Annotated in this window: 10 protein-coding genes; 3 read left to right on the top strand and 7 right to left on the bottom strand. The window is 56.9% G+C overall.

Features of this window, described 5'->3' with window-relative positions; all coding sequences use genetic code 11:
• Window positions 1-212 precede the first annotated feature (212 nt).
• Together AC1DCP_RS09935 and AC1DCP_RS09930 are read left to right on the top strand one after the other, a co-directional pair.
• Window positions 213-4,181, top strand: a complete 3,969-nt coding sequence (locus tag AC1DCP_RS09935) for an autotransporter domain-containing protein (protein WP_476774248.1) — start codon at window positions 213-215, stop codon at window positions 4,179-4,181.
• Window positions 4,181-4,765, top strand: a complete 585-nt coding sequence (locus AC1DCP_RS09930; protein ID WP_112391211.1) for an invasion associated locus B family protein — start codon at window positions 4,181-4,183, stop codon at window positions 4,763-4,765. Before AC1DCP_RS09935 ends, AC1DCP_RS09930 begins: the two co-directional genes overlap by 1 nt.
• A 56-nt stretch (window positions 4,766-4,821) precedes the next feature.
• Here AC1DCP_RS09930 and AC1DCP_RS09925 read toward each other — a convergent pair whose 3' ends face one another.
• From AC1DCP_RS09925 to AC1DCP_RS09895, 7 genes are all read right to left on the bottom strand, one after another.
• Window positions 4,822-7,965: an efflux RND transporter permease subunit gene (locus AC1DCP_RS09925; RefSeq protein WP_112674627.1), complete on the bottom strand. Its 3,144-nt coding sequence runs from the start codon at window positions 7,963-7,965 to the stop codon at window positions 4,822-4,824.
• Window positions 7,962-9,263, bottom strand: coding sequence for an efflux RND transporter periplasmic adaptor subunit (locus AC1DCP_RS09920; protein WP_025595710.1), 1,302 nt, complete (start codon window positions 9,261-9,263; stop codon window positions 7,962-7,964). The genes AC1DCP_RS09925 and AC1DCP_RS09920 overlap by 4 nt, the downstream gene beginning before the upstream one ends.
• A 294-nt stretch (window positions 9,264-9,557) precedes the next feature.
• On the bottom strand, window positions 9,558-10,754 hold the full coding sequence (locus AC1DCP_RS09915; RefSeq protein WP_013761539.1) for a polysaccharide biosynthesis/export family protein: 1,197 nt from the start codon (window positions 10,752-10,754) through the stop codon (window positions 9,558-9,560).
• 412 nt (window positions 10,755-11,166) lie between these two features.
• On the bottom strand, window positions 11,167-12,204 hold the full coding sequence (locus tag AC1DCP_RS09910; protein WP_081307310.1) for an acyltransferase family protein: 1,038 nt from the start codon (window positions 12,202-12,204) through the stop codon (window positions 11,167-11,169).
• A 158-nt stretch (window positions 12,205-12,362) separates the two neighbouring features.
• Entirely contained in the window at window positions 12,363-12,881 is a 519-nt protein-coding gene (locus AC1DCP_RS09905) for a helix-turn-helix domain-containing protein (protein WP_476774247.1), read from the bottom strand.
• 281 nt (window positions 12,882-13,162) lie between these two features.
• Window positions 13,163-14,287 (bottom strand): glycosyltransferase family 4 protein, encoded by a 1,125-nt coding sequence (locus tag AC1DCP_RS09900; RefSeq protein WP_003510798.1) that lies wholly within the window; start codon window positions 14,285-14,287, stop codon window positions 13,163-13,165.
• A 178-nt stretch (window positions 14,288-14,465) separates the two neighbouring features.
• Entirely contained in the window at window positions 14,466-14,666 is a 201-nt protein-coding gene (locus AC1DCP_RS09895; RefSeq protein WP_413373090.1) for a hypothetical protein, read from the bottom strand.
• 136 nt (window positions 14,667-14,802) lie between these two features.
• Here AC1DCP_RS09895 and AC1DCP_RS09890 point away from each other — a divergent pair, with 136 nt between their 5' ends.
• A complete protein-coding gene (locus AC1DCP_RS09890; RefSeq protein ID WP_013761535.1) occupies window positions 14,803-16,329 on the top strand; it encodes an ABC transporter substrate-binding protein in 1,527 nt (508 codons plus the stop codon).
• Window positions 16,330-16,422 lie beyond the last annotated feature (93 nt).

Below are 16,422 nucleotides of genomic sequence, written 5' to 3'. Positions count from 1 at the left end.
TCGATCTCGGCAGAGATTTACTCCAGCCATCTGTTGCTTATTTAACGGAGCACGCCTGTCGTGCTCCGTTTTTGTTTCGTCTGTCAGTAAAAACCACGCTTTGCGCTGTTCATACTGGAAATCATCTTTCAAACTGGCGTAGTTGATCTGATTCACAAAATGATTCGCTCGATCAAAGGAAGACCGCACGTCGCGCGGGTTAGGGAGACTGAATGTCCGCTTGTTTCTGCCATGTTTCGGAAGGGGAAACCTGTCCGACAGCGGAAATGCGTGCCTTGACGCCAAGCAGGCTTTTCGTCTGCGGTACGGCGGGTCTTTTTTTCTTTATATTTTCGCTTGCCGCTACATCGGAGGCTATCGCCGAAACGTTGCTCTGGACGGGGTCCGATGGGGGTGACTGGTTTGCCGACGCGGACTGGGGTCCGTCGCGCCGCGTGCCTGGTGCCAGCGATGATGTGATGATCGATACCTACGGCCCGGTCATTACGATAGGGACGAGCGCCAAAGCCCGTGAATTGTTGATAGGCACCGCGCCAGGGGCCGGCACGCTGGTAGTGCAGGGCGGCTTGCAGACAGATTCAGTTTTTCTCGGCGCTGTCAGTGGCGCGTCCGGCACCGCAAGTTTCATCGGTGCGAAATGGCAGAATGACGGTGATGTCTCCATCGGTGGCAGCGGCGTGGGTAACCTTTCCCTTTTGCACGGCACGACGGCATCGTCGAAGAACGTCCTTATTGGCGGAAGCGGGACTGGAAATGGCTCCCTCAAACTCGATAACTCTTCCACTCTCACGACTTCCGACACCGTTTTTGTGAGCGGGTCGTCTTCAGGAGCTGGCGGCGGTGGAAATCTGGAGGTGCTCGGCGCCAGCGAGCTTTACAGCGCGAGAGGCGTTCTGGCCGAAGACCTCGGCACGACGGGAACCGCGCTGGTTTCCGGTGAAGACAGCCACTGGACCATGTCCGGGGATATGGTCGTTGGCGAAGCAGGCGTTGGTAAGCTCACCGTAACCGGTGGCGGCACGGTCATCAGTCAGACAACGACGGTGATTGCCAATCTGGCTTCTGCGGACGGAAGTTCTGTCACGGTCAGCCGCCTCAACTCTTCACTGCGAAGCGGCGGCGCACTTGTCGTCGGCAATTCGGGCGCTGCGAAGCTTCTGGTCGAGGCTGCGGGGACCGTCACCAGTGGCGAAGCCATTATCGGTCGCCACTCGGTGAGTGAGGCGACCGTGACCGGCGACGGCTCCAACTGGAGGACCGGCAATCTGCAGATCGGCGGCGACACCGCCGATCCGGGCGGTGCCGCTGGCAACGGCAAGCTCAACGTCCTGGCAGGTGGCTCCGTGGATAGCACGGCGGCGCAGCTCGGCGTTGTGGCGGGCGCGACCGGCGCTGCCGTTGTGGACGGGCAGCGGTCGGTCTGGACAGTCAACCGTGGTGATCTCGAGATGGGGGTGAATGGCACGGGTTCGCTGGCGGTCACGGGCGGCGGCCTTGTCGATGCAGCGAATATTATCATCGGAGCAAATGCCGGTGGTACCGGTTCCGCCCGGGTATCCGGTGCCGGCAGCAAATTGCAAAGCCGCGCCGATCTCAATGTCGGCCTTGACGGCAACGGTTCCATGACCGTCGAGGCCGGTGGCACGGTGGAAAGCCGCGACGGCTATGTTGCGGCCCATGGCGGTTCCACTTCCACCGTAACGGTGGCGGGCGACGGATCGAGCTGGGCGATGACCGGAACGTTTTTTGTCGGATACGGAGGCGGGGCTACAGGAAATGTGTCGGTCAGCGCTGGCGGCGGTATCAAAGCTGCCAAGGTGATGCTCGGTGATCTTGCCGGTTCCTCCGGCACGATGACGATCACAGGAGCGGGTTCGAACGTCACCGCTTATATCGACAACGGCGTTGTGAACTCCGGCTCCGTTGATGTGGGTTTTGAAGGTTCCGGAAGCTTGACCGTTACGAATGGCGGATCGCTTGATGCCTATGATCTCTATGCGGGCAGTGCGGCGGGATCGAATGGAAACGTTCTGGTCAGCGGTGTGGGATCGCGCGTTGCGGTTGGCAATCTCATGGTCGTCGGCTATGCCGGAAACGGTTCCGTGGAGATAACCGGCGGAGCCTCGCTGGCTGCGCCCACTATTCTCATTGCCGCATCGGCGGGTTCCACAGGGGTGCTCAACATCGGAGCTGCCGCGGGCCAAACCGCCCGCTCAGCCGGTGCGTTGGAAGCGCGCACGATTGCTTTCGGTGCAGGCAACGGCAGCATCGTCTTCAACCATTCCGAGACCGGCTATATACTCTCCGCCGATATTTCAGGTGCGGGCAAAGTCGTTGCCGAAGCTGGCGTCACAACGCTTGGCGGCAATAACAGCTATTCCGGCGGCACCACGATTTCCTCCGGCACGCTGAAAGGCAACTCAAAAAGTTTCGGCTCGGGCGGCATCGCCAACGATGCGCAACTCGTTGTCGATGGTGCCGGCACGCTTTCCAATGCCATCAGCGGTACTGGCACCTTTGAAAAGACCGGCGATGGTAATCTGGTCTTGGCCGGAAATAGTACCTATACGGGCACCACTGCGGTTTCCTCTGGAAAGCTCAGCGTCAATGGCTCGCTTGCAAGCGCTGTTTCGGTCGGTACCGGTGCCACACTCGGGGGCTCCGGCACCATCGGCGGCCTGACTGTCGGCTCGGGTGGCACGCTCGCGCCCGGCAATTCGATCGGCACGCTGGCTTCCACGGGCAGCGCAACATTTGCTAGTGGCTCTCGCTATGAGGTTGAAATCGACGCCGCCGGCAATTCCGACAGGCTTGCCGTGACCGGAACCATCACTATCGACAATGATGTCAGTCTTGTCGTTACGTCGCTGGCGAACCAAACTGCCTATAGCCTCAGCACCCGCTACACGATCCTGACGGCAACGGGTGGAATTACCGGTACGTTTTCAAGTGTCGGCGAAAATTTCGCCTATCTGACCGCAAGGTTAGCCCGGAGTGCCGACGACGGCAGCACTTATCTTTCCTTCGCCCGGGCATCACCGGATGCCGGCTTTCTGGCCGCTGAAACATCGACGGCCAATGCGCGCGGGGCCGCCAACGCCATAGAGGCGCTTGGGGAAAGCTCGCCGCTCTACGAGGCGGCAGTGTTTCTGCAGCAGGGCGAAACCCAATCCGCCTTCGCGCAGCTTGCCGGGGAAATTCATCCCTCGCTTGCCATGGCTTTGATCAACCGCAGCCAACTCACCCGCGATGTCATTTTCAACCGGCTGCGCAGTGCTTTCGAAGGTGTCGATGCGCGCCCGATCCTGCCGGTCGCCTATGCTGAAGGCGGATCAAACCCGTTTGACATTGACGAGGGTTCACTCACGTTCTGGTCCAGTGGTTTCGGCTCTCGCGGCCGCATCGATGGCGATGGAAACGGCGCATCGGCCGAGATGAAGGGCGGCGGCGTCCTCTTTGGTGTTGACGGAGATCTGGCTGATGGCTGGCGTGCCGGGGTGGCGGCCGGTTACGGCCGCGATGTGATCAGCCAGGGTTCTCCTGCTGCATCTGCTGACGTAGACAGCTACTATGTGGCGGGTTATGCGGGCAAAACAATTGGCCCTGCATCCCTGCGTCTTGGTGCAACCCACGCCTTTCAGGATGTCGAAACCCGCCGGGCGGTTTCTTTTTCAACATTGAAGGAGGACCTAACCGCTGGTTACGACGCTTCCACCACGCAGGTCTTTGCCGAAGCCGCCTGGCGGTTCGATTTTGATCTCACCCATATCGAGCCTTACGCCAATATCGCTTACGTGAATACGCGGACGGATGCTTTCCGGGAGATGGGCGGTATCGCCGCCGTCTCTTCGGGTGCCGTCAGCCACGACGAGTTTTATTCGACGCTCGGGGCGCGCATCAGCCGTGACATTGCGTTGGAGGGGATGCTTGGACGCGCGATACTCGATATCGGGTGGCGTCATGCCTATGGCGATCCGATGATGGAGAGCGCACTGTTCTACGATGGTGGCAGTGCGTTTTCTGTGACAAGTGCTGCCATGGCGCGCGACGTGGCATTGATCAATCTGGGACTTAGCTACAATCTCAACCCATCCGCCACCTTGACATTCCGTTACGGCGCGGTTTTTGGCGCGGGTCTGCTGGATCAATCTGCTTCAGCCCAACTTGGAGTTCGTTTCTGATGAAGCGCAGTCAAAACACGCTTTGGAAAACGGCTCTCACGGTGTTCCTGTCCGCCGGTTTGGTGGCAGGCGATGCTCCCGCGCAAGATGCAGAAAAAAAGGCGGACGCGCCGTTGCGTGAGGTTCACGGGAGTTGGCAGCTTGCTTGCGTCGCGCCTGCGAAAAAAGATGATAATGACGCCAGTACGCCGGTTGCGGAGACGGCAAAACCTCTTTGCGCCATCGCTCAGGTCCAGCTTGAGGAGAAGACACGCAAATTGGTCGTCTCCGTCGAGTTCCGCCTGGATGATGTCGGGACGCCGGGTAAGCTTTCCGGCACCATGGTCATGCCTTTCGGCCTTGCCGTCACAAAGCTGTTTTCGGTAAAATCCGGAAATGTGCGGTTGCAGGAAGTTCAGGTCAGCACGTGTCTGCCCGTGGGCTGCATCGTTTCCTTCACGCCGTTCGTCGAACTTGTAACCGCGCTGAAGGCCGGACAAACCCTGACAATAGAGGCCCCCGATCTGCAGGGCCGAACGGTTTCGTTCCAGTTGCAGGGACAGGGATTTTCCGAGGCACTGGAGCGCCTCGGAAGCTTGCATTAGAGCATTTCCGGTAGAAACCGCATCGCGGTTTGTGTCCGGAAATGCGTATCTACGATCTATGCCGCGACGGAATCGGGTTCGCTGGAACCTTCCGGCTTTTGCGGTTCCGCGTGTTTTTCGGCCGATTTCTTGCGCGAAAACAGCCCGGTGAGGTAGGTACCCAACCTGTCCATTTCCACGAAGATGACCGGGGTGATGAACAGCGTCAGCAATTGCGAGACGATGAGACCACCGACCACGGCAACACCAAGTGGCTGGCGCAGTTCCGAGCTGGCGCCTGAGCCGAGGGCGATGGGCAGGGCGCCCAGCAGCGCGCAGAAGGTCGTCATCATGATCGGCCGGAAACGGCGCACGCAGGCTTCGTGGATGGCGCTGGTGGGCGGTTCGGCCTTTTCGCGGATCAGTTCCACCGCCACGTCGATCATCATGATCGCGTTTTTCTTGACGATGCCGATCAGCATCAACAGCCCGATCAGCGCAATGATCGAGAAATCCATGCCCATCACCTTCAGCGCCACCAACGCGCCAAAAGCCGCCGCCGGCAGACCGGAAAGGATGGTCAGCGGGTGGATGAAGCTTTCGTAAAGCACACCCAGCACCACATAGATGGTCAACACCGCCGCAAGAATGAGGATGCCGGTATTGCCCTGGCTCTGCTGGAATATCGCCGCCGTGCCGCCATAGCTGGTGAACACGTCCTGCGGCAGGCCGATGGTGGTTTTGATCTGGTCAATACGGCTCGTCGCATCCGAAAGCGCCACGCCATCCGGCAGGTTGAAGGAGATGGTCGTAGAAACGAGCTGGCCCGTCTGGTTGATGGTCACCGGCGCCTGCGTGCGGGTGAGGGTGGCGAAGTTGGAAAGCGGAACCAGAACACCCGATTTTGCCGAGAGAATGTTGATGTCGCTCAGGAAATCGTCATTCCACTGTTTCGAGCTGTCGAATTCGACGATCACATCATAGCTATCACCGGTCGACTGGATTTGCGCCGCCGTATAACCGCCGAACGACATTTCCAGCGTCTTGCGCAATTGGTCGTTGGTAATGCCGAAGGCGGCTGCCTTTTCCGGGTCGACCGAAATAGTCGCCGCAATTGCGCCGTTCTGAGCGTCGGAATTGACGGCGGCGAATGTGCGGTCGCGGCGCATCGCCTCCATCAGCTTGTTCGACCATTCATTGGTCGCGTCGGCATTCAGGCCCTGAATGACGAGCTGGTATTGGCTGGCGGAGCTGCGCCCGCCCAAACGCAAGCTTTGCTGGGGATTGATATAGGTGCGGATGCCCGCCACCTTCGATGTCGCCTGGCCAAGTTCCGCCAATACCTGGCTTAGCGGTGCACGCTCTTCCTTCGGTTTCAGCTCCACGAACATCGAGCCGTTATTCAGCGGGTTGCGGGAGTTGCCGCCGACTGTAGAGGTCACATGCACCACGGCCGGGTTCTTGCGGATCTGATCGGCCACCTGCGCCTGAAGATCGCGCATCGCGGTATAGGAAATGTCCTCACGCGCCTGCGTCGACACGGAAAGGCGACCGATATCTTCCTGCGGGAAGAAGCTGGAAGGCAAAGTCTCGAACAGATAAAGCGATGCTGCAACCGATGCCAGGAATGCGCCCAGAACCACGCGGCGATGGGAAAGGCACCAGCCGACGGCCTTGCCATAGAGGCGAAGCGTGCGCTCGAAGCCGGCGTCGAACCAACGGATGATGGCCGGCGGTCTGGAGGAATGACCCGAAAGCCGTGAGGCGAGCATCGGCGTGACAGTCAGCGAAACCAGCGCCGACGCCATGATCGCCAGCGTGACCACCATGCCGAATTCGTTAAACAGCCTGCCGATCACTCCGCCCATCAGCAGAATGGGAATGAACACTGCGACCAGTGAGATGGACATGGACAGAATGGTGCCGCTGACTTCCGCGGCGCCCTGAAGGGCCGCCTCGCGCATCGTCAGGCCTTTTTCCTCGTGCAGTCGCAGGATGTTTTCCAGCATGACGATCGCATCGTCCACCACAAGTCCGACCGACAATGTCAGCCCAAGTAGCGAGATATTGTCGATACTGTACCCCAGAACATACATGGCGCCGAAGGCGGTAATCAGTGATAGCGGCACTGCAAGGCCCGGAATAATGGTCGCCGTCAGATGCCCGGTGAAGAGATAGATAACCGCAACCACCAGCCCGATGGTGAGGAGCAGCGTGAACTGTACGTCGGCAATCGCGTCCTTGATTGCAGTCGAGGCGTCGTTCATGACGTTGATATTGACCGATGGCGGCAATTGCTGACGCAGCGCCGGTAACTTGGCCCGGATGGCATCCACCACATCAACGGTGTTGGCGTCCGGCTGGCGCTGCACGGCAAGAACGATCGCCTGTTCGCCATCGAACCAACTGCCGGCATTGGGGTTGTCGATACTGTCGGTGACATTGGCGATATCGCCGAGATGGATGGAAGCACCGTTGCTTGTCGCCACCACCAGCGAGCGGAAGGCCGCTGCATCGGTGCGCTGGGTGTCTGCCTCTATCGTCAGGCGCTGGTTGTCATTCTGCAACGCGCCCACGGGCACCTGATTGTTCGCCTGCGCGATGGCGGTTGTGACGGTATCGACGCCAAGCCCTCTTGCCTGAAGCTGCGAGGGATCGAGGCCAATGCGCACGGCATAGGTCTGCGCGCCGTAGATACTCACCTGCGCGACGCCGGAGATGGTTGAAAGCAGCGGCGAGATGATGTTCTCGGCGATTTCGTCCACCTTGCTGGTCGGCATCTCCTTGCTGTTGATGGCAAGCAGCAGTACCGGCGCATCGGCCGGGTTGGTCTTGCGGTAACTCGGCGTTGTCGTCATGTTGCTTGGCAACTGCCGCTGTGCGCGCGAAATCGCCGCCTGAACATCTGCTGCCGCTGCGTCGATGTCACGGTTGAGATCGAATTGCAGCACGATGGAGCTGTTGCCCAGAGTGTTGGTGGCGCTGATTTCGCTGACACCCGGAATGGTCTCGAACTGCTTCACCAGCGGCGTGGTGACTGAGGTGGCCATGGTTTGCGGCGAGGCGCCCGACAGCGACGACGAAACGCTGATCGTCGGAAAATCGACTTTCGGCAGCGCAGCGACGGGCAACAGGCGGAAACCGGCAAGCCCGGCGAGCACGAGGCCGATGGCGAGAAGGGTGGTTGCGACGGGTCGGTTGATGCAGAAATTCGGGATCATGGGTTACCCACCTGTTCCTGCTGCGAAATATTGGCGGCCAGATTGGCGGCCGCGCCGCCCTTGTCCGAGAATTGCTCGACCACCTGTTGACCGTCGGCAAGTCCCGACTGGCCTTCGATGATCACATGCTCGCCGCCGGTGAGGCCGCTGGCAATGGCTGTCATATCGCCGTTGGAGCGGGCAACTTCCACGGTCGTCATATGAACACGGTGGTTGTCATCGACGGTGTAGACGAAATTACCCTTCGGCCCCGGCCGCACGGCAACCGTCGGCACGACGATCATCTCCGCGTCGGAGACGAAATGAGCCGTGACGTTGACGGACTGGCCGGGCCACAACAGCCCGCGATCGTTCTTGAATTCCGCTTTGGCAAGTACGGTACCGGACGTTTGGTCTACGACGTTGTCGTAAAAACGCAGCATGCCGCTCATGGGCTCGCCGCCGGTTGCCGCCGGGTCTACATCGACCGCCGTGTCCTTCTGAACGCCTTCGCGCAATTGCGGCAGGTAGCGCTGCGACAGGCGAAAACTGACCGAGATGGGATCGTATTTCGTGATCGTCACAATATTGATGCCAGCGCTGAGATAGGCACCGGGGCTGACGGTAACATCGCCCAGTCGCCCATCGAAGGGCGCACGGATCTCCATATGTTCGAGCGTTACCTGGTCGGAAGCAAGCGTCGCCTTGTCGGCATCGATCTTTGCGGCGGCGCTGTCCCGGGCTGCCCTTGCCTGATCCAGCACCTGCTGGGACTCTGCGCTCTGCTTGACCAGATTGGCGGCGCGCTGGAAGGCGGCTTCCGTCTGTTCCAGCGTTGCCTGATCGGCAGCGATATTGGCCTTGTCCTTGTCGACGGCTGCGCGGGCTATACGGTCATCCATCTTGAGGATCAGATCACCCGCCTTGATATGCTGGCCGTCCTTCGCGGAGATTTCCGTAACGAGACCGGCCTGAAGCGGCGCTATATTGGTGATGTCGGCGGCAACCGCCCATCCCGTCGCAGTAGCATCCATTGGCAACGTCGCCTTGTTGACGGCGATGGTGCTGACGGTAGGCGGCCCGCCATTGCGCCGCCCGCCACCTTGCCTCTGGCCTGTCTGCTGGCCGGCTTGACCGTTCTGCGACGTCTGGCCCTTCTTGCCGGCAGATCCATCGGCCGTTGCCGTTTCTGCATGTGGGGAAACGCTGGCGAATTGTTTGAGGTAGGGAATTTGATCAAGGGGCAGGCGATCTTTAAAATACCACGCGCCGGCGGCTGCGATGGCGAGAACGCTGAGGGCGGTCCAGAAACGTTTCATCTGACGGTTCCGCAAAGTGAGAGCAATACATGTTTCCCGAACATGTTCGGCAAGCCCTGGGAGCAGCTTTAGCTCCCACAAGACACCCAATGCGCTGCAAAATCACCTTAAACTTTTGTAATGGCGGCGACGATATCTGCCGTCATGTTGCCTTGCGAAACAAGGGTTGTGGCGCTTTTGGGCATATGACAGTCGCCGGGTTCGACGCATGACAGTTGACCCCACTCGTGACCAAAATAAAAAGCCGCCTCGTTTCCGGGGCGGCTTTGAACAGGAGCGGCGAGTTGCCGAGGATCAGAACGCCCGGATGGCGTTGCGCGTCGCAAGCACATCCTCGGAGACGTTGCCGGCCGTTGCGGGAACGGAGCCGACGAGGTCCAGGAACTTGTAAAGTTCGGTTGCCTGCGAGTTGGTGACGTAGATGATATCGCGATCCTGCATCGGGAATTTCGTGGTGGCAAAGAAGGTTGAAGGATCGCGCAGGTTGGCGCGGAAGATGACCGGAACTTCCTGTCCCGGGAACTTGGACATGTCGATGCCAAGCTTCACAAGAAGATCGCGTTTGACGGTACGATAGACATAGACCTGCGCCGGGTCGGCACGGGAATCGAGCAATCCGCCCGCCTTGCCCAATGCATCCGAGAGCTTCAGCGCGGCGTCCTCAAATTCGAAACGACCATTGAGGCCGGAGGCGCCGAAAGCGAGATAGGTGCGACGTTCACGCTCCACCATGACCGTGTCGCCCGGAACCACATAGATGTTCTCGGAAGGCGTGCTGACAAGGTGATTGTAGTTGACGCGCGCGGTCTTGCCGCGACGGATCAGCGTGACATAGGATTCGATATTTGGGGCGCTGAGGCCTTTTGCATAGGAGATGACGTCGAGAACGCGGTCACCCGCTTCTGAAAGCTGGACCTTCGTCGGCTCCTTGACGTCGCCAAGCACCGATGCCTGTGCGGAGCGGCTGGAAATCTTGGTGATGAGGACCTGCGGTTCGATGGCCCGGTTGGCCAGACGCTCCTCGATCTCGCTCTGAACATCCTCGACATTGCGGCCTGTTGCGCGGATCTTGCCGGCATAGGGAACGCTGATATTGCCTTCCCGGTCTACCGTCTGGTTCGGCAGGCTGATGAAGTTGCCGGGACGGCTGCCCGCATCGTTTGGAATGAAAAGTCCGCCCGCCTGGCTTTCGAAGATCGCGACCTGCACCACGTCACCAACGCCCATCGGCAACGCCGGAACACCACCCTTGCCGCCGCCGAAACTGCCGAGCAGGGTAGCGGTGGTGGTATCGCCGACATAGTTCAGGACGGAACTGTTGATATCGATAAGAGCGTAGTCAACGCCCGCAGTTTTCTTTTTGTCCTTGGAACTGAATTTCACTGAAGCGTTGGATTCGATTGTTGCCGCATCGGGGCCTGATGCCGCGGTCACGGTGCACCCCGCAAGTGCTGCGGAGGCAAGCAGAATCGAAACATTCAATAAACGCATTTGGTCCTCAAAATAAATTTCGTCCGAAAAAAGAAACAAACCGGACATCGTATAGTTTTATAAAAATCGGCACTTCATATTTGACACCGGTAAATCAAATCTCAACCGGGCATTACATCCGTTCAGCAGAATCGTGTCACGAAATGTCTACGCTGGCATCAGGCTTATTGCCTAACTTAAGGCGATGCTTCAAGTTAAGTCGTCGCTCGATTGCGCCGGAAAATCCGTAACATGCACAATATTCACGAACCCGAATGGCGTCAGTATCATCGTTCTTCAATATTCAATCGGACGGCATAATCACTGCGATTACCGCATAGCGCTAGTGCAGTTTTGTCACGCTTGTCCAGTTTCTTTCATGTTTGACTTAAAAACATGATAATTGGTTGTTTTAAAGTATCTTTTCCCCGCATCAGCGGCCGATCCTCAGTCTCCCCGGCTGGCCTGCGGCGCTGGTTTCACGCTTGCGGTGGGCGGAGGCCGGCAGCGCCAGCCACTCTTGGATCCCTAAGCGGATAGCGGCCATCTGTACGATGGCCGGTATGGCAACGCCGATAACGGTCGTGATCGCTAGCAAGCTCGCCATATCCGTGACGTGGAAAAGATTCACCGCGACAGCTCGGCCAAAGCCTATAGCGATGATGTGCATGACATACACGCCGACAGATAACTGGCCGAGTGTCTTGAGCATCGACGAAATCGCGCTTTCGCGAATAACAAGCGCCTGCGAAATTGCGATAATCAGGAATATGCCGAGAATTGCGGATGGGAAAGGAAGCCGTTCGGGAATTTCGGTTTGCCACGAGAAATAGGTGGAAATCGCAAAGGCGACGAGAAGCGCGAGAAATGAGTGTACCGTGTATCGCCTCTGCCGAAAACCATATTGCTTGGCAACAGTGCCAAGTGTGAAATAGACGAGCCCATATGCGATATCCAAGGGAACAGACTGGCTGTGCAGATAAAAAAGTGTGAAGAGGGCAAGCGCAAATGCCATGCGGACAATCGGAGGCACCTGAACGAAAATATATGATGCAAGTTGGCAGAAAAACAATGCGTAGAGAAACCAGAAGGGGCTGATCGGGTTCCACAGGATTTCGAGGACACGGGTGAAATCTATGGTCGTGTTAGTGAGACCAAAACGACCCATAGCCACCATCAGACTGCCATGCAGAATTGACCAGAACAGATAAGGGTAAGCGATATTCTTTCCGAGTTTGGTAAGAAAATCCGTCGGGCCGAAATTTTTTTCGGAGAAAAAAAGTCCAGAAACGAAGAAAAAAAACGGCATATGGAAGGTGTAAATCGTATAGTCAATAAAGCCCATAAGGCTGAAGTGCGTCGGCATACCGGAAATACTCAAACCTCTTTCCGCGTGACCAAAGACAACCATAATTATGCCGAGACCCTTGGCTATATCATAGCTGTGATCACGCAACGCCTTATCTTCCATGAAAACACCTAATGTAAATTTTAAAATTATTTAGAATTTAGTGAGCTATTTATTTGATATGGATACAAAATTTATTATGAAGTACTAATCATGTATCGGAAGTATTGAATGAGATTAAAAATCTGTCTATTGTGGCAGCTGTATAAATATGCTTAATATTAAAAACTTGAAGATTCGCATTTGCCGAGTCCCGATCCTGGTGTTGTTATACGCTCCCTGAAGCGTAGCAGAAGTACGGGTAAAATTGCTTCTACCATCTGGACGTCGCGAATGTCCGATATGGTTTTGGCCAGTTCGTTATAAATAAGCGCGGCCTCCGTTATTGTAGACCGTGTAGGCGACTTTTGGCGACACTCCGCGAAGATCGTCTCGACCCGGTCGCTGATTTTTTGCAGCAGGGCAACGTCGTAGGCAAGAGTAGGTGCCGCTGGCGCTGTGTCAAACATGTCGCCCATACCGGCCACGAGCCAACTTATATTGATGCCGAACCGCTCACGATAGAGAGCCAAAACGCCAGCGTCGGGAATACGGTCGCCCCGTTCATAGTAACCAAGCATTGCAACTGTCAGGCCTAGTGCCTCAGCAAATGTCTCACGCTCTTCAAATTTCAGTGCTTCGCGGACCTCGGTCAGCCGTTTTCCCAACGGCGTCTTTGGCTCGACGCGTTTCCTGCTCATAATTCCGCATAAATATCACGATTTGGTATTTACTAGATACCAATTTGTGATATTCCTCTGTTTGTACAAAGACCAAATCACTCATGAGGTAGGCCGGTCAGGGCCGCCTCGCTCACAACGAGGAATCATTATGCACGGCGACTGCATTGCGGACAAGGCGACGGCGAGCCTGCGCTGGATAAGAGAATGCCGGTGACGCCACTTGCTTGACCTATGAGTGTCTCTGTCGAAGACAACAGAGTATATCCAATATGGATATATTCGACCTTGAAAATTGCATGTCAGGCCCGTTCAGCCAGCGCGAAATTCACGGTATCGGCAAATTCTCGCAGGAAGCGTTCACTTGAAAAGCGGGCGGCGTTGTCGACACAGGCGTTCTTGTCGAAACTGTCGGAGTTATCGACAAACTCCTGCACCGCAGCGCAGATGGCTTCAGGCGTTTGCTCGCGGAAATAAAGCCCGGTTGGCTGATTGGAGGCGCCGAGAGGAACAACGGTCTCTAGTACACCGCCTTTTCCATAGGCGATGACGGGTGTTCCAAGCGCTTGCGATTCAACCGGGACGATGCCGAAATCGTCTTCGGCAGCAAAGACGAATGCCTTGGCTTCCGCCATGTATTTGTGAAGCTCGTCATTGCCGACGAAGCCGAGGATCTCGACATTGGGAGTGGCGATCTCCTTGATGCGTTTCATGTCCGGGCCGTCGCCGATGACGACCAGTCGTCTGTCGGGCATTTTTGCAAAGGCTTCTACGATGAGGTGGACCTTCTTGTAAGGCACCAGCCGCGAAGCAGTGACGAAATAATCGCCTTTCAGGTCGGAAGGGGAGAGATGGGAAGTATCCACGGGCGGATAAATAACCGTAGAGTCGCGTCCGTAGCATTTGCGAACCCGGCTGCGAATGAATTTGGAATTGACCGTCATGAGATCGACGCCATTGGCGGTGCGGATGTCCCACATGCGAATATAGTGAAGAACGGCACGGGCGATCCACGAGGCGAAACCGCGACTAAGCTTCGATTCTTTCAGGTACTGGTGCTGGAGATCCCAGGCGTAACGGATGGGGCTGTGAATATAGGAGACGTGAAACTGGCCGGGTCCGGTGATAACGCCCTTGGCGACGGCGTAGCTTGAGGAAATCACCAGATCGTAGCCGCTGAGATCAAATTGTTCGACGGCCAGCGGCATCAGCGGCAGATAGGAGCGATATTTTTTACGAGCGAAAGGCAGTTTCTGGATGAAGGAGGTGTTGACCGGCCTGCCACCGAGAAAGCCCCGGTCTCGATCGCTCATGAAATCGACAAGGCAATAGAGATCCGCGTCAGGATAGATCTCAAGAAGGTTGTGAAGCACTTTTTCGGCCCCACCTCTGTCGGTGAGCCAGTCATGCACGATTGCCGTCTTCATGATTTCCTCAATAATTTCAACGTAATAAAAATTTATAACCCGCCTTGGAATAAAGCTCGGCGGTTTAKAATATCTGGTCTGTCTGCAGCCCTTAAAAACACGGCTGGGAAGGCGAATAACGTAACGATTAATAAGAATGCGAGATTATGTCTGTCGTAATCTGGTTTTGGTCTGATCCTCAATAGCACTTTGTTCGCAAATGCGAAATATCAAAGCCTCTTAATTCCTCCCCTTCCTTTTCCAGTTGAAAGCCAGCCTTAGTTTCCGCAGTTCCGGCTGGCAGCAGCGGTGTTTTCCGCGCGCCGTGTTTCGGGCGAAATAGCCTTTTTTCCATCGACTTACGTTCCGTTTCCGCCTCTTGCGAAGGCCCGTCTTCCATTTCGGCTGTCTTGGAAACCGTTCCTCGCGCCGCATTGTCATTGACAAGGCGCCCTATCGAGTTATTCTGTTATAAAGATTGGTATAACATAATAATGGAACTCATAAGGTCGGAACCAAGAGCTGGGAGCTTAACAATGAGACGTAAACTTGCATTTCTCGCCACTGCCGCTTTGATGCTAGCGCCGGGCGTGATGATGGCTGCGGAAAAGGGCGGTGTCATCAATGTCGCCACGATCGGCGAGCCGCCGACACTCGATCCCATGGCCTCGACGGCCGATCTCGTCGGTATTGTCACGCAACATATTTTCGAAACGCTCTATACCTTCGACAAGGGGTGGAAGGTGACGCCGCTTCTGGCGGAAAGCCTGCCTGACATCAGTGCGGACGGCAAAACCTACACAATCAAGCTGCGGAAGGGCATCAAGTTCCATGACGGCAGCGATATGACCTCGGAAGATGTCGTCGCCTCGCTTGGCCGCTGGATGAAGATCGCATCACGCGGAAAACAGGTCGCCGGTTTCATCGACAATATCTCCGCGCCTGATGCCGAGACGGTGACAATCACCCTCAAGCAGCCCTATGCGCCGCTAACCTCGCTGCTTGCTTTCAACAACTCCGCAGCCATCATTCTGCCCGCTGAAAAGCAGGCTGAGCCGATGACAGAATTTGTCGGCACCGGCCCTTATATGTTGAAGGAACGCAAGGCGGACCAATATATCCAGCTCGTCCGTTTCGACGGCTACAAGTCTCGTGACGGTGAAAGTGACGGATATGGCGGTGCGCGCCATCAGTATCTCGATGAAATCCGTTTCGTTCCGGTTCCCGATCCGAATACCCGTGTCGAGGCCGCTGTTTCCGGCCAGTATGACTACGTCGATTCCATTCCGGTGGAATCCTTCGCCAAGGTGAAGTCCTCCTCGGCCTCGCAGCCGTTGATGCTGAAGCCCTTCGGTTATCCGGTCTTTGTATTCAATACCAAGGAAGGTTTGTCTTCCAAGCTGGAGGTCCGCAAGGCGGTGACCGAAGCGTTGAACATGGAGGACATGCTGGCGGCGGCGTTCGGCAGCACGGATTTCTATGCGCTTGATGGCGCCTACTATCCGTCCAATTTCTCCTGGCATTCGGAAGAGGGCGTCGAAGGCAATTATAATGTCGGCAACCCGGAGGCCGCAGCCGAAAAGCTGAAGGCCGCCGGATATAATGGCGAGCCGTTGCGCATCCTCACCAGCCGTCAGTATGAGTTCCACTACAAAATGGCGCAGGTGGCAGCGGAGTATCTGAAGCTTGCAGGTTTCAAGGTGGATATGCAGGTGGTGGACTGGGCGACGCTGACACAGCGCCGTGCCGACCCGAAGCTCTGGGATATCTACATCAGCCACAGCCCCTTCCTGCCGGAGCCGGCGCTGATTGGCGCGCTTTCCACAGGTTCGCCGGGCTGGTGGGACACGCCGACGCGCAAGGCGGCGGTGGACGCTTTCACCTCGGAGGCTGATCCGGAGAAGCGCATTGCTCTCTGGGCCAAGGTGCAGAAGACGATCTATGACGAGCTGCCGCTCATCAAGATCGGCGACTTCAACGCCGTGGCGGCGAAGTCCAACAAGCTTGATGGCGTCGATCCGGCTCCCTGGCCCTATTTCTGGAATGCTTCGGTTACGAAGTAAGACCGCTCCGCACTCCGTGACCCCCGGACTAAATCCGGGGTCCAGCGCGATTAAGTCTTTGACCGAAAGAGGACGCCTTCACCACGCAGACGC

The sequence above is a fragment of the Agrobacterium sp. 10T429 genome (genome assembly GCF_056393925.1).
This window is presented reverse-complemented; position numbering and strand designations above follow the sequence as displayed.

What these genes read in the sequence shown, in the direction of transcription:
- AC1DCP_RS09935 (WP_476774248.1), top strand. Translation starts at nt 213, where the DNA reads ATGTCCGCTTGTTTCTGCCATGTTTCGGAAGGGGAAACCTGTCCGACA.
- AC1DCP_RS09930 (WP_112391211.1), top strand. Translation starts at nt 4,181, where the DNA reads ATGAAGCGCAGTCAAAACACGCTTTGGAAAACGGCTCTCACGGTGTTC.
- AC1DCP_RS09925 (WP_112674627.1), bottom strand. Translation starts at nt 7,965, where the DNA reads ATGATCCCGAATTTCTGCATCAACCGACCCGTCGCAACCACCCTTCTC.
- AC1DCP_RS09920 (WP_025595710.1), bottom strand. Translation starts at nt 9,263, where the DNA reads ATGAAACGTTTCTGGACCGCCCTCAGCGTTCTCGCCATCGCAGCCGCC.
- AC1DCP_RS09915 (WP_013761539.1), bottom strand. Translation starts at nt 10,754, where the DNA reads ATGCGTTTATTGAATGTTTCGATTCTGCTTGCCTCCGCAGCACTTGCG.
- AC1DCP_RS09910 (WP_081307310.1), bottom strand. Translation starts at nt 12,204, where the DNA reads ATGGAAGATAAGGCGTTGCGTGATCACAGCTATGATATAGCCAAGGGT.
- AC1DCP_RS09905 (WP_476774247.1), bottom strand. Translation starts at nt 12,881, where the DNA reads ATGAGCAGGAAACGCGTCGAGCCAAAGACGCCGTTGGGAAAACGGCTG.
- AC1DCP_RS09900 (WP_003510798.1), bottom strand. Translation starts at nt 14,287, where the DNA reads ATGAAGACGGCAATCGTGCATGACTGGCTCACCGACAGAGGTGGGGCC.
- AC1DCP_RS09895 (WP_413373090.1), bottom strand. Translation starts at nt 14,666, where the DNA reads ATGGAAGACGGGCCTTCGCAAGAGGCGGAAACGGAACGTAAGTCGATG.
- AC1DCP_RS09890 (WP_013761535.1), top strand. Translation starts at nt 14,803, where the DNA reads ATGAGACGTAAACTTGCATTTCTCGCCACTGCCGCTTTGATGCTAGCG.